The organism is Streptomyces sp. NPDC029169, from assembly GCF_055563935.1.
In genome coordinates, this window is sequence record NZ_JBVHXA010000005.1 from 402,895 (window position 1) to 424,926 (window position 22,032).

Annotated in this window: 19 protein-coding genes and 2 tRNA genes; 8 read left to right on the top strand and 13 right to left on the bottom strand. The window is 68.9% G+C overall.

Annotated features, from left to right (window positions below):
- Positions 1-137 precede the first annotated feature (137 nt).
- Together ACZ4VI_RS13185 and ACZ4VI_RS13190 are read right to left on the bottom strand one after the other, a co-directional pair.
- Positions 138-2,759, bottom strand: a complete 2,622-nt coding sequence (locus ACZ4VI_RS13185) for a valine--tRNA ligase (protein WP_467999270.1) — start codon at positions 2,757-2,759, stop codon at positions 138-140.
- Between the two features lie 109 nt (positions 2,760-2,868).
- Positions 2,869-4,071: an RNA-guided endonuclease InsQ/TnpB family protein gene (locus ACZ4VI_RS13190; RefSeq protein WP_467999271.1), complete on the bottom strand. Its 1,203-nt coding sequence runs from the start codon at positions 4,069-4,071 to the stop codon at positions 2,869-2,871.
- A gap of 208 nt (positions 4,072-4,279) precedes the next feature.
- On the opposite strand from ACZ4VI_RS13190, the gene ACZ4VI_RS13195 reads away from it, so the two are divergent.
- Positions 4,280-5,233, top strand: coding sequence for a hypothetical protein (locus ACZ4VI_RS13195; RefSeq protein ID WP_467999272.1), 954 nt, complete (start codon positions 4,280-4,282; stop codon positions 5,231-5,233).
- A gap of 404 nt (positions 5,234-5,637) precedes the next feature.
- On the opposite strand, the gene clpX is transcribed toward ACZ4VI_RS13195, so the two are convergent.
- The 5 genes from clpX to ACZ4VI_RS13220 all read right to left on the bottom strand — a co-directional run bounded on the left by clpX (position 5,638) and on the right by ACZ4VI_RS13220 (position 10,287).
- The gene (gene clpX, locus ACZ4VI_RS13200; RefSeq protein ID WP_467999273.1) at positions 5,638-6,921 is read right to left on the bottom strand and encodes an ATP-dependent Clp protease ATP-binding subunit ClpX; all 1,284 of its coding nucleotides are present in this window, start codon (positions 6,919-6,921) and stop codon (positions 5,638-5,640) included.
- A 156-nt stretch (positions 6,922-7,077) separates the two neighbouring features.
- Positions 7,078-7,740 (bottom strand): ATP-dependent Clp protease proteolytic subunit, encoded by a 663-nt coding sequence (locus ACZ4VI_RS13205; protein ID WP_137994695.1) that lies wholly within the window; start codon positions 7,738-7,740, stop codon positions 7,078-7,080.
- A gap of 63 nt (positions 7,741-7,803) precedes the next feature.
- Positions 7,804-8,421, bottom strand: a complete 618-nt coding sequence (locus ACZ4VI_RS13210; protein ID WP_467999274.1) for an ATP-dependent Clp protease proteolytic subunit — start codon at positions 8,419-8,421, stop codon at positions 7,804-7,806.
- Positions 8,422-8,654: 233 nt separating this feature from the next.
- Complete coding sequence (gene tig / locus ACZ4VI_RS13215) at positions 8,655-10,049, bottom strand: trigger factor (RefSeq protein WP_467999275.1); 1,395 nt, start codon at positions 10,047-10,049, stop codon at positions 8,655-8,657.
- Positions 10,050-10,210: 161 nt separating this feature from the next.
- A tRNA-Pro gene (locus ACZ4VI_RS13220) sits at positions 10,211-10,287 on the bottom strand.
- A 131-nt stretch (positions 10,288-10,418) separates the two neighbouring features.
- Between ACZ4VI_RS13220 and ACZ4VI_RS13225 the strand changes: the two genes are divergently transcribed.
- Positions 10,419-10,489, top strand: a tRNA-Gly gene (locus ACZ4VI_RS13225).
- A gap of 81 nt (positions 10,490-10,570) precedes the next feature.
- Positions 10,571-10,918 carry an amphi-Trp domain-containing protein gene (locus ACZ4VI_RS13230; protein ID WP_467999276.1) on the top strand — a complete coding sequence of 116 codons (348 nt, stop codon included), beginning with the start codon at positions 10,571-10,573 and terminating at the stop codon, positions 10,916-10,918.
- Positions 10,919-10,940: 22 nt separating this feature from the next.
- Here the strand turns inward: ACZ4VI_RS13230 and ACZ4VI_RS13235 are convergent, their stop codons facing one another.
- From ACZ4VI_RS13235 to ACZ4VI_RS13245, 3 genes are all read right to left on the bottom strand, one after another.
- On the bottom strand, positions 10,941-11,135 hold the full coding sequence (locus ACZ4VI_RS13235; protein ID WP_046905580.1) for a hypothetical protein: 195 nt from the start codon (positions 11,133-11,135) through the stop codon (positions 10,941-10,943).
- A 163-nt stretch (positions 11,136-11,298) separates the two neighbouring features.
- A complete protein-coding gene (locus tag ACZ4VI_RS13240; RefSeq protein WP_467999277.1) occupies positions 11,299-11,772 on the bottom strand; it encodes an HD domain-containing protein in 474 nt (157 codons plus the stop codon).
- A gap of 4 nt (positions 11,773-11,776) precedes the next feature.
- Positions 11,777-12,922 (bottom strand): PP2C family protein-serine/threonine phosphatase, encoded by a 1,146-nt coding sequence (locus ACZ4VI_RS13245; RefSeq protein WP_467999278.1) that lies wholly within the window; start codon positions 12,920-12,922, stop codon positions 11,777-11,779.
- Positions 12,923-13,029: 107 nt separating this feature from the next.
- On the opposite strand from ACZ4VI_RS13245, the gene ACZ4VI_RS13250 reads away from it, so the two are divergent.
- Positions 13,030-14,259 (top strand): GNAT family N-acetyltransferase, encoded by a 1,230-nt coding sequence (locus tag ACZ4VI_RS13250; RefSeq protein WP_467999279.1) that lies wholly within the window; start codon positions 13,030-13,032, stop codon positions 14,257-14,259.
- A 109-nt stretch (positions 14,260-14,368) separates the two neighbouring features.
- Here ACZ4VI_RS13250 and ACZ4VI_RS13255 read toward each other — a convergent pair whose 3' ends face one another.
- On the bottom strand, positions 14,369-15,178 hold the full coding sequence (locus ACZ4VI_RS13255; RefSeq protein ID WP_467999280.1) for an Fpg/Nei family DNA glycosylase: 810 nt from the start codon (positions 15,176-15,178) through the stop codon (positions 14,369-14,371).
- A complete protein-coding gene (locus ACZ4VI_RS13260) occupies positions 15,178-15,672 on the bottom strand; it encodes a ribose-5-phosphate isomerase (RefSeq protein ID WP_467999281.1) in 495 nt (164 codons plus the stop codon). Before ACZ4VI_RS13260 ends, ACZ4VI_RS13255 begins: the two co-directional genes overlap by 1 nt.
- 195 nt (positions 15,673-15,867) lie before the next feature.
- On the opposite strand from ACZ4VI_RS13260, the gene ACZ4VI_RS13265 reads away from it, so the two are divergent.
- Positions 15,868-17,319, top strand: a complete 1,452-nt coding sequence (locus tag ACZ4VI_RS13265; protein ID WP_467999282.1) for an amino acid permease — start codon at positions 15,868-15,870, stop codon at positions 17,317-17,319.
- Between the two features lie 78 nt (positions 17,320-17,397).
- Here ACZ4VI_RS13265 and ACZ4VI_RS13270 read toward each other — a convergent pair whose 3' ends face one another.
- The gene (locus ACZ4VI_RS13270; protein ID WP_467999283.1) at positions 17,398-17,991 is read right to left on the bottom strand and encodes a biotin transporter BioY; all 594 of its coding nucleotides are present in this window, start codon (positions 17,989-17,991) and stop codon (positions 17,398-17,400) included.
- A 268-nt stretch (positions 17,992-18,259) separates the two neighbouring features.
- Between ACZ4VI_RS13270 and ACZ4VI_RS13275 the strand changes: the two genes are divergently transcribed.
- The 3 genes from ACZ4VI_RS13275 (at position 18,260) to ACZ4VI_RS13285 (ending at position 21,960) form a co-directional block, all read left to right on the top strand.
- Entirely contained in the window at positions 18,260-19,654 is a 1,395-nt protein-coding gene (locus ACZ4VI_RS13275; RefSeq protein ID WP_467999284.1) for an amino acid permease, read from the top strand.
- Between the two features lie 114 nt (positions 19,655-19,768).
- The gene (locus ACZ4VI_RS13280; RefSeq protein ID WP_467999285.1) at positions 19,769-21,184 is read left to right on the top strand and encodes an amino acid permease; all 1,416 of its coding nucleotides are present in this window, start codon (positions 19,769-19,771) and stop codon (positions 21,182-21,184) included.
- A gap of 131 nt (positions 21,185-21,315) precedes the next feature.
- Complete coding sequence (locus ACZ4VI_RS13285) at positions 21,316-21,960, top strand: superoxide dismutase (RefSeq protein WP_467999286.1); 645 nt, start codon at positions 21,316-21,318, stop codon at positions 21,958-21,960.
- Positions 21,961-22,032: the final 72 nt, after the last annotated feature.

A 22,032-nucleotide genomic window follows, 5' to 3' on the forward strand; every position in this document is an offset into this window, starting at 1 on the left:
GGCACCGACAGCACCGTGGACCCACCCCTTTCGGGACGTTCGCCCCACCGTCCGCCGAACCGGAGGTGTACGCGTGAGGGGTCCGGAACCGACCGGTTCCGGACCCCTCACCCACGCTTACCGGCGCTTACCAGCGCTTACGCCTGCGGCAGGCGGTCCAGCTGCGCCTGGATGCGGGCGATGTCCTCGTCCGCCTTGGCGAGCCGCGTACGGATCTTCTCGACCACGTTGTCCGGCGCCTTCGCCAGGAACGCCTCGTTGCCGAGCTTCCCGTTCGCCTGCGCCTTCTCCTTCTCGGCGGCCGCGAGGTCCTTCGCGAGCCGCTTGCGCTCCGCCGCCACGTCGATCGTGCCGGACAGGTCGAGCGCGACCGTGGCACCGGCGACCGGCAGGGAGGCGGTGGCGGAGAAGCCCTCGCCCTCCGGCTGGAGCCGCAGCAGCTGACGGATGGCCGCCTCGTGCGGGGCGAGGGCGGTACCGGTCAGCTCCAGACGGGCCGGGACCTTCTGGCCGGGCTGCAGGCCCTGGTCCGAGCGGAACCGGCGGACCTCGGTGACGACCCGCTGGACCAGCTCGATCTCCTTCTCGGCGGCCTCGTCGCGGAAGCCGGAGTCGGTGGGCCAGTCGGCGATGACGACGGACTCCTTGCCGGTGAGCGTGGTCCAGAGCGTCTCGGTGACGAACGGGACAACCGGGTGGAGCAGCCGCAGCATCACGTCCAGGACCTCGCCGAGGACGCGGCCGGAGACCTTGGCGCCCTCGCCGCCGGCGAAGAACGTGGTCTTCGACAGCTCGACGTACCAGTCGAAGACCTCGTCCCACGCGAAGTGGTAGAGCGCGTCGGCGAGCTTCGCGAACTGGAAGTCGTCGTAGTACGCGTCGACCTCGGCGACCGTCTTGTTGAGCCGGGAGAGGATCCACCGGTCCGTCGCCGACATCTCGGACGGGTCCGGCAGCGGGCCCTCGACCGTCGCGCCGTTCATCAGCGCGAAGCGCGTCGCGTTCCAGATCTTGTTGGCGAAGTTACGGGACGCCTTGACCCAGTCCTCGCCGATCGGGACGTCGACACCCGGGTTGGCGCCGTTGGCCAGGGTGAAGCGGACGGCGTCGGAGCCGTACTCGTCCATCCAGTCCAGCGGGTTGACCGCGTTGCCGAAGGACTTCGACATCTTCTTGCCGAACTGGTCGCGGACCATGCCGTGCAGGGCGATGGTGTGGAACGGCGGGGTGCCGTCCATCGCGTACAGGCCGAACATCATCATCCGGGCGACCCAGAAGAAGAGGATGTCGTAGCCGGTGACCAGGACCGAGTTCGGATAGAACTTCTTCAGGCTCTCGGTCTGCTCGGGCCAGCCGAGCGTGGAGAACGGCCACAGGCCGGAGGAGAACCAGGTGTCCAGGACGTCGGTGTCCTGGTGCCAGCCCTCGCCGGTCGGCGCCTCGTCGTTCGGTCCGACGCAGACGATCTCGCCGTTCGGGCCGTACCAGACCGGGATGCGGTGGCCCCACCACAGCTGGCGCGAGATGCACCAGTCGTGCAGGTTGTCGACCCAGTCGAAGTACCGCTTCTCCATCTCCTGCGGGTGGATCTTGACCTTGCCGTCGCGGACCGCATCACCGGCGGCCTTGGCGAGCGGGCCGACCTTGACCCACCACTGCATCGACAGGCGCGGCTCGATGGTGGTCTTGCAGCGCGAGCAGTGGCCGACGGAGTGGACGTACGGGCGCTTCTCGGCGACGATCCGGCCATCGGCGCGCAGCGCGGCGACGATGGCGGAGCGGGCCTCGAGGCGGTCCAGGCCCTGGAAGGGGCCGTGGGCGGTGATGACCGCGCGCTCGTCCATGACGGCGAGGTTCGGCAGCCCGTGCCGCTGGCCGATCTCGAAGTCGTTGGGGTCGTGGGCGGGGGTCACCTTGACGGCGCCGGTGCCGAACGCGGGGTCGACGTGCTCGTCGGCGACGACCGGGATCCGGCGGCCGGTCAGCGGCAGCTCGATCTCGGTGCCGACCAGGTGCCTGTACCGCTCGTCGTCCGGGTGGACGGCGACGGCGGTGTCACCGAGCATCGTCTCGGCGCGGGTGGTGGCGACGACGATGGACGCGTCGCCCTCGCCGTACCGGATGGAGACGAGCTCGCCGTCGTCGTCCTGGTACTCGACCTCGATGTCGGAGATGGCCGTCAGACAGCGCGGGCACCAGTTGATGATGCGCTCGGCGCGGTAGATCAGCTCGTCGTCGTAGAGCTTCTTGAAGATGGTCTGGACGGCCTGGGAGAGACCCTCGTCCATGGTGAAGCGCTCACGGGACCAGTCGACGCCGTCACCCAGGCGCTTCATCTGGCCGGAGATCTGACCACCGGACTCGGCCTTCCACTGCCAGACCCGCTCGACGAACGCCTCGCGGCCCAGGTCGTGGCGGGACTTGCCCTCCTTGGCGAGCTCACGCTCGACGACGTTCTGGGTGGCGATACCGGCGTGGTCCATGCCGGGCTGCCACAGCGTCTCGTAGCCCTGCATCCGCTTGCGGCGGGTGAGGGCGTCGATCAGCGTGTGCTCGAAGGCGTGGCCCAGGTGGAGCGACCCGGTGACGTTCGGCGGCGGGATGACGATGGTGTACGGCGGCTTGTCGCTGCCGGCGTCGGCCTCGAAGTAACCACGCTCTACCCAGCGCTCGTACAGCTTCCCCTCTACTTCGGCCGGCGCGTACTGGGTCGGCAGTTCGGGGTTGGCTGCTGGCTGCTGCTGAGTGTTCTCGGTCACGGGGTCAGTTTAGGGGTGCGGCGGGGCTGCCCCGAAACTCGATTTTGACTGCTCCCCTCCCTGAGTGGAGGGGATTCCCTCTTTAAAGGGCTGAGCGGGGATTTCTGGCTCACGCCGCCCGGCGGGACGGCGTCCCGTCGGGTCTTCCGCGATCGGCACCAGCCGGGTCCAGACCAGCCCGGACGAGCATCACGCGTGCGGAGTTCTTGTCTCTCGGAGAGGACGATCCACATGCAGTGCAGGTGTACGTGCGCTCACCCAGCGGCAGTACGTGCTTGGCTCTCGCTCCGCACTGCGCGCAGTCCATCGTGGTGTGCGCGGGGTGTACCAGGTGCACGGTCCGCCCGTGCTTGCGGCCCATGTCGAGCAGGGCCTTCTTGGTGGCGCCGATGGCGGCGTCAGCAGCCTTGCGGGCCATGGAGGTCTTGGCAAGAAACTTCGGCCGGAAGTCCTCCACCGCCACGGTGTCGTGGTCGCGGACCACGCGCTTCGCCCATTTACGGGCGGTGTCCTGCCGCTGCCGGGCAACCTTCCTGTGCACCTTCGCGGCCTGCCGCTGAGCAGCCCTGTATCCCCTGGACCGGGCTCTACTCCTAGGCCGTCGACGGCGGGACATCATCCGCTGATACCGGGCCAGCCGAACGGCAGCCTTCTTGCCGTGCTCGGCGTGGGGGAGGTCGTGGGTATCGCTCGTGGTGGTCGCGGTCTCCTTCACACCCCAATCCACGCCGATCACCCGACCCGTGTCGGCCAGGGGGTCGGCCTGAGCGGGCACGACGAAGGAGGCGTACCAGTGGCCGAGCCCGTCGCGGTACACGCGCACGGACGACGGGTCGGCAGGCAGGTCCCGGGACCACACCACCGTCAGGACGACGCCGCCCACCAGATGCAGGCGACCGCCCTTCACCCGGAATTTGGGACGGGTGTAGTTCAGGCTTGGAGCAACCTCACGCTTCTTCTTGTACTTCGGCATTCCGGCGCGGCGGTGCATCGGCAGCCGGTCCTTGATGTCCTTCTGCGCCTTGGCACGAGACTTTGCGAAGTCCCAGATGATCTGTTGCTGAGGAACTGAGGACCCCTCACGCAACCAGGCGGTGCGGGCGCGGGCCTGGGTCAGCATCTTATGGAGCTGCGCAGGACCGCAGGTGCGCTTGATCTCCCCCACGGCCAGGCTCTGGTTGTGGGCGTGTGTCTCCTTGGACTTGGCTACACACTCGTTCCAGACCCACCGGCACCGCGCCCACTCCGCTTCGAGCGCATCGAGCGCGGTGGACGAGACGCGAAGTCGGTACGTGTACCTGGCGTGTCCCATGCGGCTCGCGGTCTCATCCATCACACCTGCCCCCTCTCGAACGGTTCAACGAGTGACTCCGGCGGTGGTCACGCGTTCGCGGTCCGAGCATGCGTGCCTCCCGGCAGCGTCACAGCCGTGAACCAATCGACACCCCGACGCTCCAAGCGGACCGAGGTTCCGACAGGATGTTCGCTACGCATAAACATCCTGTGAGGGGAACCTGTCCATGAGCTACAACCAGCCGGGTCCGTACGGCGGTCAGCCTCACCAGCCCGGACCGTACGGCCAGCCGGGCCAGCCTGGTCCCTACGGCCAGCAGCCTCAAGCGCCCCAGCCCGGCTACGGCTACCCGCAGCAGGCACCCCAGGGTGTGCCGCAGCAGCCGTACGGCTACCCGCAGCAGCCCCAGCAGCCAGGTCCGTACGGCCAGCCCCCTCAGCAGCCGCCTTACGGCCAGGCCCCCGGCGGCTACATGCCGCCCCCGCCGCCTGCGCCGAAGAAGAAGACCGGTCTGGTCGTCGGCGGCGCGGTCGTGGCGCTGGCGCTGATCGCCGGTGGCGCCTGGTACTTCACCGCCGGTGGCGGGAACAGTGATGTGGCAGCCGACACGAAGGGGTACAAGATCACCCCGGCGGCCACGGTCGGCGAGTACAAGAAGGAAGGCACCGAAAAGGGCAGCGACCTGTCCGACGAACAGAAGATCGCCGCCGAGGCCATGACGATCAAGAACCCGAAGTCGGTCCAGGCCGAATACAAGTCCGGCGACTCGAGCGACCCGCTCAAGGGCAAGAGCATGAGCCTGAACGGGATGTGGGGCGAGGTCGCCGACCCGGAGAAGGCGATCGACGCCGCGTTCGCGAACTACGGGAAGAACCAGGGCGGCAAGGACGAGGACGTCAAGGTGACGGCGGTCGGCAGCCCCGAGACCAAGACGCCGGCCGGCTTCGAGGGTGCGCTGATGAAGTGCCAGGACCTCAAGATCGAGAGCACCTCGACGGAAACGAGCCCCGGCCCCAAGTCGTTCACGGTACCCACCTGCATCTGGGCGGACTACAGCACCGTGGGCGTCGTCAACGCCATCGACCTCGGGACGATGCTGACCGGCGGCGCCGGCTTCACCCAGGACCAGGTCGCCGACCTGACGGCCCAGCACTACAAGGCGTCCCGCACCAAGGCCTGATCCCCCCGGGAGACGCGATGATGGTTGGCCGGTTCATCGAGCCGGCCAACCATCACGAATGAGCGCCGCAGAGCCTCTCGGCTAGGCCAGGTTGCAGGCCTCTCGCGCGTGCTCCGTCCTTACACCCAGTTGCACGAGCTCCCCGTAGCACAGGCCCCATTCCCAGTAGTCGCCGAAGCCGCAGGCACGAGTGACCCCCGGGCCGACGATGTACCCCTTGTTGTGCAGATATGTCTGGCATTGGGTGATCGAGGCCTGCGCAGGGGCTGCGGTCGCGACCGGCAGGATGCCCGCAGCAGCGACTACACACGCGGCGGTCAAGGCCCGCCGGATCCTAGCGGCGGCACGAGTACGCCCGGGCCGGTCACCGAACCGACCCGGGCGCCCACTTCGCGCGATAGCGGCTACGCGCTCTTCTCGTGTCGCCCGTCGTTCTTCACGATGCGCGGCACCAGCGTCGGGTTCACGTTGTTGTGGACGACGTCCGAGGTGATGACCACGCGGGCCACGTCCTTGCGGGACGGGACCTCGTACATCACCGACATCAGGACCTCTTCCATGATGGCCCGCAGGCCGCGCGCGCCCGTGCCGCGCAGGATCGCCTGGTCGGCGATGGCCTCCAGGGCCGGGCGGTCGAAGTCCAGCTCCACGCCGTCGAGTTCGAAGAGGCGCTGGTACTGCTTCACCAGCGCGTTGCGGGGCTCGACCAGGATCTTGAGCAGGGCCTCGCGGTCGAGGTTGTGGACCGAGGTGATGACCGGGAGTCGGCCGATGAACTCCGGGATCATCCCGAACTTCACCAGGTCCTCCGGCATGACCTCCTGGAACTGGTCGCTCGCCTCGATCTCGCGCTTCGAGCGGATCGTCGCCCCGAAGCCGATGCCCTTCGCGCCCGCACGCGACTCGATGATCTTCTCCAGGCCGGCGAAGGCGCCGCCCACGATGAAGAGCACGTTCGTCGTGTCGATCTGGATGAACTCCTGGTGCGGGTGCTTCCGGCCGCCCTGCGGCGGGACCGAGGCCGTCGTGCCCTCCAGGATCTTCAACAGGGCCTGCTGGACGCCCTCGCCCGAGACGTCACGCGTGATCGACGGGTTCTCGCTCTTGCGGGCGACCTTGTCGATCTCGTCGATGTAGATGATCCCTGTCTCGGCCTTCTTGACGTCGTAGTCGGCCGCCTGGATCAGCTTGAGCAGGATGTTCTCGACGTCCTCGCCGACATAGCCGGCCTCCGTCAGCGCCGTCGCGTCGGCGATGGCGAACGGGACGTTGAGCATCCGGGCCAGGGTCTGCGCCAGGAGCGTCTTGCCGGAGCCGGTGGGGCCGAGCAGCAGGATGTTGGACTTGGCGAGTTCGATCGCGTCGTCCCGGCCCTGCCCGCCGCCGTTCTCGCCGGCCTGGACGCGCTTGTAGTGGTTGTACACCGCGACCGAGAGGGCCTTCTTCGCGGGCTCCTGCCCGACGACGTACCCCTCGAGGAACTCGTAGATCTCGCGAGGCTTGGGAAGCTCCTCCCACCGCACCTCGCTCGTCTCGGCGAGCTCTTCCTCGATGATCTCGTTGCAGAGGTCGATGCACTCATCGCAGATGTACACACCGGGTCCCGCGATGAGCTTCTTCACCTGCTTCTGGCTCTTTCCGCAGAACGAGCACTTGAGCAGGTCGCCGCCATCACCGATGCGTGCCACGAGGTGCTTCCCCTTCGCCTGGGAGCGCTTGGTTCAGCGACTCCTGGTGCCTCATATTCGACGGTACCTTGCCGGGCCCCCCGTTCGGGCCCCCCTTGGCACGGTTCACATGGTCGTGATTCGGCCACGCGGACCGTGCCAGGGGAAGGTCGAGCGTCAGGCTGCCGCGGCGGCCGTGCTCTTGCGGGTCGAGACGATCTGGTCGACCAGGCCGTACGCGAGGGCGTCCTCGGCGGTCAGGATCTTGTCGCGCTCGATGTCGTCGCGGATCTTCTCGATCGGCGTCGAGGAGTGCTTGGCCAGCATCTCCTCCAGCTGCGTGCGCATGCGCAGGATCTCGTTGGCCGCGATCTCCAGGTCGGAGAGCTGCTCACGGCCGGTGCCGCCGGACGGCTGGTGGATCAGCACGCGGGCGTTCGGCAGGGCCATCCGCTTGCCGGGCGTACCGGCGGCGAGCAGCACGGCCGCGGCAGAGGCCGCCTGGCCCATGCAGACCGTCTGGATGTCCGGCTTCACGAACTGCATCGTGTCGTAGATGGCCGTGAGGGCGGTGAAGGAGCCGCCCGGGCTGTTGATGTAGATCGAGATGTCGCGGTCCGGGTCCATCGACTCCAGGCACAGCAGCTGCGCCATGACGTCGTTGGCGGAGGCGTCGTCGATCTGCACGCCGAGGAAGATCACGCGCTCCTCGAAGAGCTTCGCGTACGGGTCGTACTCGCGGATGCCCTGCGAGGTGCGCTCGACGAAGCGCGGGACCACGTACCGGTTGTCCATCGGCGCGCCGGTGTAGAGGCCGCTCGGGGAGAGGTTGTTCTGCATCTGGATGTTCACCGTCCTGGTGGCGTTCGGCGGGGGCTGGGGCTCTTCAGCGGTCTGCCGGGCTCAGGCGCCCGTGCCGCCGCCGCCGGGAACGCCCGCGGCGTGCGTGATGATGTCGTCGATGAGGCCGTAGGCCTTGGCCTCCTCCGCCGTGAACCAGCGGTCGCGGTCACCGTCACGGATGATCGTCTCGACGGTCTGGCCCGAGTGGAGCGCGGTGATCTCGGCCATGCGCTTCTTCGTACGGAGAAGGTACTCGGCCTGGATCTTGATGTCCGAGGCCGTACCGCCGATGCCGGCGGAGCCCTGGTGCATCAGGACGTCGGTGTTCGGCAGCGCGAAGCGCTTGCCGGCGGCGCCGCCGGTGAGCAGGAACTGGCCCATCGAGGCCGCCATGCCCATGCCGATGGTGACGACGTCGTTCGGGATGTACTGCATGGTGTCGTAGATGGCCATGCCGGCCGTCACCGAGCCACCGGGGCTGTTGATGTAGAGGTAGATGTCCTTCTCCGGGTCTGCGGCCAGGAGAAGCATCTGCGCGGTGATCTTGTTGGCGATCTCGTCGTCGACCTGCTGGCCGAGGAAGATGATCCGCTCGCCGAGCAGCCGGTTGTAGACATGGTCGCCGAGGCCACCACCGATGGACGGCTCACCCGCGGCGTAAGGCTTCAGATTCGTCACGTATCCACCTGCTCGTCTCCGACGGCTCCGGCCGTCTCAGCGTCTCGTTCTGAGGGCATTGCCCCCGTATTCATGGACCCTAACGCGCAGGTAGGACAACGCCATCCCGGTTCCCGAACTGTTCGCTGGGAGCGCAAGGTTACGAGGGCTCCACGGGCCCCCGAGGACGGGCACGGGCCCGGCGCACAGCAGTGCGTCCGGGCCCGTGGACCTGCGGTTCGGAGCGAGGCGGCTCAGGCCTCGTTCTTCTCCTCGGCGACCTCGGCCTCGCCGGTGACGGCCTCGACCGCCTCGGCGGCGGCCTCGACCACCTCGTCCTCGTCCTCGAGGTCCACGACCTCACCGTTGGTGTCGACGACCTTGGCGGCCTCGACGACGACCGCGAGGGCCTTGCCGCGGGCGACCTCGCCGACGAGCATCGGCACCTGGCCGCCCTCGACGACGGCCTGGGCGAACTGGTCGGGGGACATGCCGGAGGAGGCGGCGCGGCGCATGAGGTGCTCGGTGAGCTCCTCCTGGCTGACGTTGAGCTTCTCCTTGTTGACGAGCTCATCGAGGATGAACTGCGTCTTGATGCCCTTCTCGGCCTGCTCCTTGGTCTCCGCCAGGAACTCCTCCTCGGTCTTGCCCTGGATCTCCAGGTACTTCTCGAGGGTGAGGCCCATCTGGCCGAGCTGGTGGTGCTCCAGGTTGTGCTTGCGGGTGTTGATCTCGTCCTCGAGCAGCTTCTCGGGCATCGGGACGTCCGCCAGCTTCAGCAGCTCGTCGAGGACGCGCTCCTGGGCCTGGGTGGCCTGGTCGAACTGCTTCATGTTCTCGAGGCGCTTGCGGCTGTCGGCCTTGAGCTCGTCGAGGGTGTCGAACTCCGACGCGAGCTGAGCAAAGTCGTCGTCGAGCTCGGGGAGCTCACGGGCGGCGACGGCGGTGACCTTGACGGTGACCTCGGCGTCCTTGCCCTCGGCGGAGCCGCCCTTCAGCTGCGAGGTGAAGGTGGCCTCGCCGCCGGCCTCCAGGCCGGTCACGGCCTCGTCGATGCCGTCGAGGAGCTCGCCGGAACCGATGGTGTACGAGACGCCCGTGGCGACACCGTCGGGGAGGACCTCGCCGTCGACCTTGGCCTCGAGGTCGATGGTGACGACGTCACCCTCGGCGGCGGGGCGCTCGACCGGGTTGGTGGAGGCGAAGCGCTCGCGCAGCTGCTGCACGGACTTCTCGACGTCCTCGTCGGTGACCTCGACCGCGTCGACGGTGACCTCGATGCCGGAGTAGTCCGGGATCTCGATCGTCGGGCGGATGTCGACCTCGGCGGTGAAGGCCAGCAGCTCGCCGTCCTTCAGCTCGGTGATGTCGACCTCGGGCTGACCCAGCGGGTTGACCTCGGCCGCGTTGACCGCCTCGGTGTAGAACTTCGGGAGGGCGTCGTTGACGGCCTCCTCCAGCACCGCACCACGGCCGAACCGCTGGTCGATCACACGAGCCGGGATCTTGCCCTTGCGGAAGCCCTTGACCGTGACCTGCTGGTTGATCTTCTTGTACGCCGCGTCGAGGCTGTCCTTGAGCTCCTCGAAGGGCACCTCGACAGTGAGCCGAACCCGGGTCGGGTTCAGGGTCTCCACGGCGCTCTTCACGGTTCGGTCTCCTTGGTGGCTGATTCTTGGATTCTGCCGATGCCGCTTGGTGGCGGTTCCGGCCGATCGGCCCGGTCAGAGAGACACACGGGCACGCAGCTTGCATAGTAACCGCAAGCGGGATGACGCCCACAACGCGATCTTGTGATGCGTGATCTTGGTGGTCGGGGTGGCGGGATTTGAACCCACGGCCTTCCGCTCCCAAAGCGGACGCGCTACCAAGCTGCGCCACACCCCGTCGGTGCGACACGTAGGGTACATGCACGGAGACAGTGCGACGCCCCCTCTATACGGGGCGTGCGGGGACCGCCCGGGACCCGCTACGATGCTGTCCGTGCCGCGGCCCTCGTGACCTGCGGCGCGTCCTGTGCGGGCGTAGCTCAATGGTAGAGCCCTAGTCTTCCAAACTAGCTACGCGGGTTCGATTCCCGTCGCCCGCTCTTCCGGCCCCGAGGCGTTTTCCGTGGTGCGGCCGGAGAATGGGCACTGTCCCCACTGTTTCTGCCGCATCGGAGGCAGCCGTGAAGGATCTCAAGTTCGAGCAGAGCCACCCGCTGTCACGGATCGAGGCGGCGGATCTGCTGACGGAGCTCGCGGAGGCGATGAGGAAGGGCGAGGAGGCGGAGCTGTCGCTCATCACCGGGGTGCTGAGCCTGCGGATCCCCGACGAACTCTGGGGCGAGGTGGAGTGGGAGGTCGGCGACGGGAAGATCGAGCTGGAGATCGAGTTCACCTGGCCGATGGGGACGTCCCGGGAGGCCACCGCGTCGGCACCGGCGGCCGCGGAGAAGCCTGCGCGGAGCCGGAAGGCCGCGCCCGCCAAGCGCACACGGACGAAGCGGACCGCCGCCGCCGCGAAGAAGGCCTGAGCAGCAGCGGGTCCCGCGCCGTTCAGAACTTGATGGAGCCCACGGTCTGCGTTATCGAGTCCAGGAAGCGCTGGATGTCGTCGGCCATGCCCGTGGAGGCAAGGAAGAAGCCGAAGAGCACCGCGACGACGGCCGGGCCGGCCTTCAGGTTTCCGCCGCGGATCAGCACCACCAGGATGATCGCCAACAGCAGCACCACAGATAGCGAAATGGCCACAACTGATCACACCCTCGGTCGGTCCCACCTTGCCGCCCGGGAGCGCACGTCACAGAACACCCCCGCTGCATCCATCGTGCCACCAACTTCTTGCCCACCGGCGCCGGGTGACGAATCGTCGGGGTAGGAATCGAGCCAACCCGCACGGTTTTCGTCTTGATCGTTACGGGCGGACGCCGTCCGTCGTCAGTCGGGTGGGGAGCCCGAGCAGTCCGCGTACGGTGGCGTACTTGGCGGTCAGCCGGGTCCGCGTCGCCTCGTCGAGAACGGCAAGGCGGGCGGGGTCCGCGTTGTGCGCGAGGTCGGCCTCCTTGACGAGGAGGGCGCCGGGGACCGCGAGGATGCGTGCCGTGTACGACTCCGGCGACTCCCCCGGTCGTTTGGTGAGCGCCAGGACCATGTCCTTGACCGCGCGCGGGAGTTCGGCCGATTCCAGCCACTCTGCGGAGAGCGCGTCGTCCTCGACGGAGTCGTGCAGCCAGGCCGCCGCGATCTGCTCCTCGCTCCCGCCCCGCGCCCGTACCCCCTCGGCCACCGCCCGCAGATGCTCGGCGTAGGGGCGGCCCGCCTTGTCGGTCTGGCCCTCGTGGGCCGCGACGGCGAGGGATTCGACCTGGGCGAGGGTGAGGTACGCCATGACGTCAGCCCTTTCGGCTGATGAGGAGGAGCGCGCGGTCGTCGTTGACGTCCTTGGCGCAGGCCTCGATCAGGTGCCAGGCCGCGCCCTCGAAGCCCGCGGCGACATAGCGGTCGGCCTCGCCCGTCAGGCGGTCGATGCCCTCGGCGATGTCCCGGTCGGCGGACTCGACCAGTCCGTCGGTGAAGAGCATCAGCACGTCCCCGGGCCGCAGGGAGCCCTTGACCGGGTGGAACTCGGCGCCGTCGTAGACGCCGAGGAGCGGGCCCTCGGCGGCCTTCTCCTCCCAGCGCCCGCTGCCCGCGTGGAGCTGGAGCGCGGGCAGGTGCCCGGCGGAGAGGAGCTCGTAGTCCCCCGACTCCAGGTCGAGGACCAGGTGGATCGAGGTGGCGAAGCCCTCGTCCCAGTCCTGGCGCAGCAGATAGCCGTTGGCGGCCGGCAGGAAGCCGTGCGGCGGCAGCGAGCCGAGCAGTCCGCCGAACGCGCCGGAGAGCAGCAGGGCGCGGGAGCCCGCGTCCATGCCCTTGCCGGAGACGTCGGTGAGCAGCACCTCCAGAGTCCGGCCGCCGTGGGTGCGGGCCGCGACCACGAAGTCGCCGGAGAAGGACTGGCCGCCGGCCGGGCGGAGCGCCATCTCGCGGTGCCAGCCCTTGGGGAGCCGGGGCAGGGCGCTCTGCACCCTGATCCGTTCGCGCAGGTCGAAGAGCATCGTGCCGCCGCGCCGCCAGGGCACGCCGACGCGGGCCCTGAACTGGGCGATGAGCAGCCCGAAGAGCCCGCAGGCCGCGACGACCAGGACCGTGCCGGGGGTGACCCGGGCGGGGCCCTGGGTGTACGGGCCGAGCACGACGGACTCGACGATCAGGGCGCCGGCTGCCGCCGCGTACAGACCGAGCAGGCTCGCCGGACGCAGCAGCAGTCCCCCGGCGACGATCGGCAGGACGAGCGCGGCGGGCGCGCACCACACCGGATCGGCCAGCGTTCCCCAGGTGATCGCCGGGATGGTGAGCAGCAGCGCGACGAAGGCGACCCAGTCGGAGCCCTCGCCGCGGAAGTAGTCGACGCCGGATCTGCGCAGCGCGATACGGGCCCGGTGGGCGCTCCTGCGCATCCGGGCCGGGTACGTGGCGACACCCGCGCGATTTCTCATTGGCCTGGACCCTATCCACCCGGTCGGACCTCGCGCAGGGGGACCCCTGAGACATTGCGCGTGAAAACGGGTCGCCCCGGGCCGGTGCCCGCTGGTATCGATGGCATATGACGACTGAACTGCGGGTGTTCGATCCGGCCGAGTGGGACGAGTGGTACGGGACCCTGGAGCTCGCGTTCGGCGGGGTGCCGGAGGCGCCGGAGGAGAGCGCTCTCTGGCGGGAGCTGACCGAGCCGGATCGTTTCCTCGGGGCCTGGGACGGCGAGCAGTGTGTCGGTACGGCCGGGGCGTTCTCGTTCCGGCTGTCCGTCCCGGGCGGGGCGATCGTGCCGGCTGCGGGCGTCACGATGGTGAGCGTGGCCGCGACGCACCGGCGCCGCGGGATCCTCACCTCGATGATGCGGCGCCAGCTCGACGACGTACGGGCGTGGGGCGAGCCGCTGGCCGTGTTGACGGCCTCGGAGCCGGAGATCTACGGCCGGTTCGGCTACGGCGTCGCCACGTACACGACGCGGGCGACGATCGACACGAACCGGGTGCGGCTGACCGTGCCCGAGGGCACGGACGACGTGGTGCTGCGGCGGACCGATCCGGCGAAGGCGGCGGGGGCGTGCGAGGCGGTGTACGCGCGGCGGGTCTCGGCACGGCCAGGGATGCTCGCCCGGCAGCCCGGGTGGGAGCAGCTGCCGCTGCTCGACCCGGAGGGCGAGCGGAGTGGCGCCTCACCGCGGCAGTGCGTGCTCGCGGAGCGGAACGGGGAGGTCGTCGGGTACGCGCTGTACGCGATCAAGCCGGAGTGGTCGTATGCCGGACCCGAGGGCAGCGTCCTGGTGAAGGACCTGGAGGCGCTGGATCCGGTGGCGGGGGCGGCGCTGTGGCGGTTCCTCTGCTCGATCGACCTGACGTCGTCGGTCCGGTTCCAGAGCCGGCCGGTGGACGACGCGTGGCAGCACCTGGTGACGGATCTGCGGCGGTGCGAGCCTACGCAGCGGGACGCGATGCATGTGCGGCTCGTGGACGTGGGCGCGGCGTTGTCGGCGCGGGCGTATCAGGCGCCGGTGGATGTGGTGCTTGAGGTCGCGGACCCGTTCTGTCCTTGGAATGAGGGGCGGTGGCGGTTGAGGGGTGGGGCGGAGGGGGCGGTGTGCGTCCGTACGGACGAGGCCGCGGATCTTTCGTTGTCCGTACGGGAGTTGGGGGCGGCGTACCTGGGTGGGACCTCGCTGGTCTCGTTGGCCGCGGCCGGGCGGGTGCGGGAGCTTCGTGACGGGGCTCTCGTGGAGGCGTCCGTGGCGTTCGGGTCGCCCGTGGCGCCGTGGTTGCCGCACGGGTTCTAGCGCACCGGCCTCGTGGGCGCCGGGCGGTCGGAGCGGACGCGCCCGCCAGGGCGCCGTTCCGTTGTGCCCACCCGTTCCGCCCCAGCGGAACGAATGCCCACAACGAGGGTCAGCGGTGCTGGCAGCGTGGGCACCAGAAGAGGTTGCGGGTGGCTAGGGGGGCGGTGCGGATCTCGGTGTCGCAGATGTGGCAGGCCTGGTGGGCCCGGCGGTAGACGTAGACCTCGCCGCCGTGGTCGTCGACGCGCGGCGGGCGGCCCATTGCCTCGGGGGTGTGTTCGGGGCGGACGGTGTCGATGCGGTTGTTGCGGACGCCCTCGCGCATCAGGGCGGTCAGGTCCGTCCAGATCGCGGCCCACTCCTCGCGCGTGACGTCCTTGCCCGCGCGGTACGGGTCGATGCCGTGACGGAACAGGACCTCCGCCCGGTACACGTTCCCCACGCCCGCGATGACCTTCTGGTCCATCAGTAGGGCTGCGATCGTCGTCCTCGATCGGGAAATGCGGCGCCAGGCCTTTTCCGGGTCGTCGCCCTTCCGCAGCGGGTCCGGGCCCAGGCGGTCGTGTATCGCCTGCTTCTCGGGGTCCGCGATCAGGGCACATGTGGTCGGGCCGCGCAGGTCGACGTACGACTCGGGGTTCGCGAGGCGCAGCCGGACGGTGTCCGTGGGCGGCGGCGCGGGCGCGTCGCCGAAGGTCACCTTGCCGAAGAGGCCCAGGTGGATGTGGACCCACTCCTCCCCCGGGAAGCCGAGGAAGAGGTGCTTGCCGTGGGCCTCGGTGGACTCCAGGACCGTGCCGTCGAGCAGCGCCGCCGAGTCGGCGAACTTGCCCTGTGGGCTGGTCACCCGCACGGACCGGCCGCCGAACCGTTCCCGGTGGTCGGCGGCCAGTCGGTGGATCGTGTGCCCCTCGGGCATCAGGCGGTGGGCTCCTGCGGGTGGTGGGCCGGGATCGGAGGCATGACGCCCTCGGTCTCGTACGCCGTCAGCATGTCGATCCGGCGGGTGTGACGCTCGTCACCGGAGTACGGGGTCTTGAGGAAGACCTCGACGAAGGTGGTGGCCTCGTCCTGGGTGTGCATCCGGCCGCCGATGGCGACGACGTTGGCGTTGTTGTGCTCGCGGCCCAGGGCGGCGGTCTGCACGCTCCACGCGAGGGCGGCGCGCACCCCCTTCACCTTGTTCGCGGCGATCTGCTCGCCGTTGCCGGAGCCGCCGATGACGATGCCCAGGCTGTCCGGGTCCGCGGCCGTCTTCTCGGCGGCGCGCAGGCAGAACGGCGGGTAGTCGTCCAGGGCGTCGTAGATGTGGGGACCGCAGTCGACGGGCTCGTGGCCGTGGGCCTTCAGCCACTCGACGAGGTGGTTCTTGAGTTCGAAGCCGGCATGGTCGGAACCGAGGTACACGCGCATGGATCCGAGTGTGGCACGGCGGGGCCCGGGTAGCGGTCAGCGGGGTCGGGGCCTTGGTACGGATTGGTGCGGACCTTTGGCCCTCACGTGGCCCTTACGCAACGATCCGGAATCGGGTCTTCCGATCACCCCGTCCCTCGGTGTTCAATTCTCGGGCTCGCGACCCGAGCGCCCCCCATACTTAAGGAAGCGTTCATGATTACGCAGCCGACCCTTACGAAGGAAGGCGGGACGGCCGGAAACCCCGGTGATTCCCAGACCTCCGACGGGCTCAAGGCCGGTCTCAAGAACCGTCACCTCTCGATGATCGCCATCGGTGGTGTCATCGGCGCCGGCCTCTTCGTCGGCTCCGGCTCCGGCATCGCCGCGGCCGGCCCCGCCATCCTCCTCTCGTACGCACTCGTCGGCGCGATGGTCGTCTTCGTGATGCGGATGCTCGGCGAGATGGCCGCCGCCCGGCCGACCTCCGGTTCGTTCTCCGCCTACGCCGACCAGGCGCTCGGCCGCTGGGCCGGCTTCACCATCGGCTGGCTGTACTGGTTCTTCTGGGTCGTCGTCCTCGCCGTCGAGGCGACCGCCGGCGCGGTCATCCTGGAGAGCTGGATCCCGGCCGTGCCGCAGTGGGCCTGGGCGCTCATCGTGATGGTGGTGCTGACCGCGACCAACCTCGCCTCCGTCTCCTCGTACGGAGAGTTCGAGTTCTGGTTCGCCGGCATCAAGGTCGTCGCCATCGCAGCCTTCGTCGTCGTCGGCTTCCTCGCCGTCTTCGGCTTCCTCCCGGGCTCGGACAACCCGGGCGCGGGCTTCGCGCACCTCTCCGACGCCGGGGGCTTCTTCCCGATGGGCGCGGGCGCGATCCTCACCGGTGTGCTGATGGTCGTCTTCTCCTTCATGGGCAGCGAGATCGTCACCCTGGCCGCCGGTGAGTCCGAGGACCCGCAGAAGGCCGTCACCAAGGCCACCAACAGCGTGATCTGGCGTATCGGCGTCTTCTACCTGGGCTCGATCTTCGTCGTCCTGACCCTGCTGCCGTGGAACGACAAGTCGATCGTCGAGAAGGGCTCGTACGTCGCCGCCCTCGACTCCATCGGCATCCCGCACGCCGGCCAGGTCATGAACGTGATCGTCCTGACGGCCGTCCTGTCCTGCCTCAACTCGGGTCTCTACACCGCCTCCCGCATGGCCTTCTCGCTCGGCCGGCGTGGGGACGCCCCGAAGGCGTTCGCCAAGACCAACGCACGGGGCGTGCCGACGGCCGCCATCCTCGCCTCCGTCGTCTTCGGCTTCGTCGCGGTCTTCTTCAACTACTGGCGGCCGGACGACGTCTTCGCCTTCCTGCTGAACTCCTCCGGTGCGGTCGCGCTCTTCGTCTGGCTGGTCATCTGTCTGACCCAGCTGCGGATGCGCGGGATCATCCTGCGCGAGACGCCCGAGAAGCTCGTCGTGAAGATGTGGCTCTTCCCGTACCTGACCTGGGCGACCGCCGCCATGATCGTCTTCGTCCTCGGCTACATGGTCTACGACGGCGGCAGCAACCGTGAGCAGGTCGTGCTCTCGCTGCTCGTGGCCGGGCTCGTCCTCGCGATCGGCCTCGTCAAGGACCGGTTCGCGAAGCGCTCGGAGCTCACGGAGCTCACGGACAAGTAGTTTTACTGCCTGACGGACCGTCAGGAAGCGAAGGCTCTCCGTACACCGATGACCTCGGGAACGGAGAGCCTTCTCGCGTCAGCCCTTGCGGCCGATGAGCTTCCACGCCGTCGGCAGCGCGCCCATCGCCAGCGCGGCCTTGAGCGCGTCGCCGATCAGGAACGGGGTCAGGCCGGCGGCGACGGCCTGCGGGAGCGACATGCCGGTGGCGAACGCCAGGTACGGCACGCCGACCGCGTAGATGATCAGGGAGCCGAGCGCCATCGCGCCCGCCGTGCGGAGCACGGAGCGGTCGGCACCGCGGCGCGCGAGGGCGCCGACGACGGTGGCGGCGAGCAGCATGCCGAGGATGTAGCCGAAGGACGGCATCGCCCAGCCTGAGGACGCCTCCGCGAACCACGGCACGCCCGCCATGCCGACCAGGGCGTACAGCGCGAGGGAGAGGAAACCGCGGCGGGCGCCGAGCGCGGTGCCGACCAGCAGGGCCGCGAAGGTCTGGCCCGAGACGGGGACCGGGGAGCCGGGGACCGGGACGGCGATCTGCGCGGCGATGCCGGTGAGGGCGGCGCCGCCGACGACGAGCGCGATGTCGCGGGCGCGACTGGAGGGCAGCAGGTCGGCGAGGACCGTCCCGGAGCGGAGGGAACGGACAGGGGCGACGGCGGTGCTCATCGGTACTCCGCGGGGTGAGGGTGTGTGCAGGATGCATCGACCGTAGTCGAGGAGCGAACGACCGATCACCATCAGCCGCCCACAAAGGGGAGGTTGAGCCGTTCGTCGAGACCGGACAAAGAACCGCGCCCACACCTCGCGCCACGTGATGCTCGTCACGAGGAGGACCTGGCGAGAGGTCCTTTTTGCGCCAGAGGACGGTCAACAGCGAGACTGTGGGGTCTCCATAAACCCTTCCGCAACGCTTCCGAAGGCACGAGCCCCCCACATGCACGACGCACCTCCTGTCGCCCCGGCTCCCCTGGCCCCCGGACCGGAGCCCCTCTCCCACGGACTGAAGCAGCGTCACCTGACGATGCTGGGGCTCGGCGGGGTCATCGGGGCCGGGCTCTTCGTCGGTTCGGGAGCGGGCATCGCGGTCGCCGGGCCCGGCATCGTCCTCTCGTATCTGATCGCGGGCGCGCTCGCGATGCTGATCATGCGGATGCTGGGCGAGATGTCGGCGGCGATGCCGGCCTCGGGCGCGTTCTCGGTTCACGCCGAGCGGGCGCTCGGCCGGTGGGCGGGCTTCTCGGTGGGCTGGTTGTACTGGTTCCTGCTGGTCGTCGTGCTCGCGGTGGAGGCGACGGGCGCGGCGCGGATCGCGCACGGCTGGGTGCCGGGCGTCCCGCAGTGGGGCTGGGTGCTGATCTTCATGATCGTGTTCACCGTCGCCAACCTCGCGGCGGTGAAGAACTTCGGCGAGTTCGAGTTCTGGTTCGCCGCGCTCAAGGTCGGCGCGATCGTCCTCTTCCTGGTCCTGGGCGCGCTGGCGATCGCCGGATGGCTCCCGGACACCGACCCGGTGGGGACGGCGAACCTGACCGGCCAGGGCGGCTTCCTGCCGAACGGCTGGGAGGGCGTCGTCTCCGGAGTCCTCGCCGTCATCTTCGCCTTCGGCGGTCTGGAGGTCGTGACGATCGCGGCCGCCGAGTCCGCCGACCCGGCGCGCAACGTGGCGCGGGCGGTGCGCAGCGCCGTGTGGCGCATCCTCCTCTTCTACGTGGGTTCGATGCTGGTCATCGTGACCCTGCTGCCCTGGACCTCGATGCGGCCGGGCCAGTCGCCGTACGTCGCCGTGCTGGACTCCATCGGGGTGCCGGCGGCCGGCCAGGTCATGAACGTCGTGGTCTTCGTGGCGCTGCTGTCGGCGCTCAACGCGAACCTGTACGGCTCCTCGCGGATGGTCTTCTCGCTCGCCGAGCGCGGCGAGGCGCCGAAGGGGCTGCTGACGGTCTCGGGGGGAGGGGTGCCGCGCCGGGCGGTGCTCGCGTCGGTGGCCTTCGGCTTCGTCTCCGTCCTGCTCAATCTGAAGTGGCCGGATTCCGTCTTCCTCTACATGCTCAACGCGGTCGGCGCGGTGCTCCTCTTCGTCTGGGGTCTGATCGCGGTCTCCCAGCTGCGGCTGCGCCGCCGGATCGAGCGCGAGGCGCCGGAGACCCTGACCCTGCGGATGTGGGGCTTCCCCTGGCTGACCTGGACGGCGCTGGCCGCGATGGCGGCGGTCCTGGGGCTGATGCTGACCGACGACGGGGCGCGGCCGCAGGTGCTGTGGTCGGGCGCGGCCACCGGAGCGGTCCTGCTGGTGGCGTGGCTGCGGGAGGTGCGCACAGTTCGGTCATGAATCTTCACTTTGCGTCAAGATCGTGACCGTATAGCGGACATGCGTGCCCTGTAAGCGGTGACCCACCCAGACTGTGGGCCGTTCCCCCGTCGCAGCCAATGAACAGGGCGGCCCATGTCACGGACCACCGCGCCCGCACCCGTCGACCGCAAGGACGACACGGCGCCCCCCTCGCAGGGACTCACCCACGGCCTCAAGCAGCGCCACCTCTCGATGATCGCCCTCGGCGGTGTCATCGGCGCAGGACTCTTCGTCGGCTCCGGTGCCGGTATCGCCGCCGCCGGCCCGTCGATCGTCGTCGCCTACGCCCTCTCCGGCCTGCTCGTCATGCTCGTGATGCGCATGCTCGGCGAGATGTCGGCCGCCCATCCGTCCTCCGGCTCGTTCTCCTCCCATGCGGAGCGGGCCTTCGGCTCCTGGGCCGGATTCACCGCGGGGTGGGCGTTCTGGGTGCTGCTCAGCGTCGCCGTGGGCCTTGAGGGCATCGGTGCGGCGAAGATCGTCACCGGCTGGCTTCCCGGTACTCCGGAGTGGGCCTGGGTGGCCCTCTTCATGCTGATCTTCTGCGGCGCCAACCTGGCGGCCGTGAAGAACTTCGGCGAGTTCGAGTTCTGGTTCGCCGCGCTCAAGGTCGGCGCGATCACCCTGTTCCTCGGCCTCGGCGTACTCGCCATCCTGGGCGTCCTGCCCGGCACCGACTCCCCCGGTACCGCCAACCTCTTCGGCGAGGGCGGGTTCCTGCCCAACGGCAGCGAGGGCCTGGTGATCGGTCTGCTCGCCTCGGTGTTCTCGTACGGCGGCATGGAGACCGTCACCATCGCCGCCGCCGAGTCCGAGAACCCTGTCAAGGGCGTCGCGAAGGCCGTGCGGACCGCGATGTGGCGGATCTCGCTGTTCTACATCGGCTCGATGGCCGTGATCGTCACGCTGGTCCCGTGGAACGACAAGGCCGTCGCCGAGAAGGGCCCGTACGTCGCCGCGCTCGACCACCTGGGCATTCCGGCCGCCGGCCAGATCATGAACATCGTGGTGCTGATCGCCCTGCTGTCCGCGATGAACGCGAACATCTACGGCTCCTCGCGCATCGCCTTCTCGCTGGTCCAGCGCGGCCTCGGTCCGAAGGTGCTCGGCACGGTCTCCAGCGGCGTGCCGCGCCCGGCCGTGCTCGCTTCCTGCTTCTTCGGCTTCGTATGCGTGGGCCTCAACTACTGGTCTCCCGAGACCATCTTCCCGTGGCTGCTGAACATGATCGGCGGCGTGATCCTGGTCGTCTGGATCTTCATCGCGGCCTCGCAGCTGGTACTGCGCCGCCGGCTGGAGCGCGAGGCGCCCGAGAAGCTGGTCGTGCGGATGTGGGCCTTCCCGTTCCTCACCTGGGTGGCACTGGCCGGCATGGCGGTGATCCTCTTCCTGATGGCCCGCGAGGAGGGCACGCGCGTGCAGCTCTACGCGACGGGCGCCATGACCGTGGTGCTGGCCGTCATCGGCCTCGTCCGGCAGAAGGCGACGGTCGCGCGCCAGGACGCCTGACGCCACCGCGTACTGTCGCAGAACGAGAACCCCCGGACCGGTCGGTCCGGGGGTTCTTCGCGTGCCGTCGATCTTGTTGCTGCTAACCTGCACTTGCATATGATGTGCAATAAGCAGTGGGAGGGCCCGGCATGGCGATCTACACACTTCCTGAACTTCCGTACGACTACGCGGCGCTGGAACCGGTGATCAGCCCGGAGATCATCGAGCTGCATCACGACAAGCACCACGCCGCCTACGTCAAGGGCGCCAACGACGCCCTCGAGCAGCTGGAGGAAGCGCGCTTCAAGGAGCAGTGGGGCGCGATCAACGGCCTGGAGAAGAACCTCGCGTTCCATCTCTCCGGCCACATCCTGCACAGCATCTACTGGAACAACATGGACAGCCCCAAGGACGGCGGCGGTGGCGAGCCGCTCGCGGCCGACGGCCTCGGCGACCTCGCGGACGCGATCGCCGAGTCCTTCGGCTCCTTCGCGAAGTTCAGGTCCCAGCTGACCAAGGCGGCCGCGACCACCCAGGGTTCCGGCTGGGGCGTCCTCGCGTACGAGCCGGTCAGTGGCCGGCTGATCGTCGAGCAGATCTACGACCACCAGGGCAACGTGGGCCAGGGCTCGGTCCCGGTCCTCGTCTTCGACGCCTGGGAGCACGCCTTCTACCTCCAGTACAAGAACCAGAAGGTGGACTTCATCGAGGCCATGTGGCAGGTCGTCAACTGGCAGGACGTGCAGAAGCGCTACACGGACGCCAAGGGGCGCACCCCGCTGATCGCCATCTGAAGAACGTCCTGCCCGTGATCGTCTTCTCAACCTTCACGTCGCAGGCGGAAAGAGGAGGAACCCCCGTGAGGA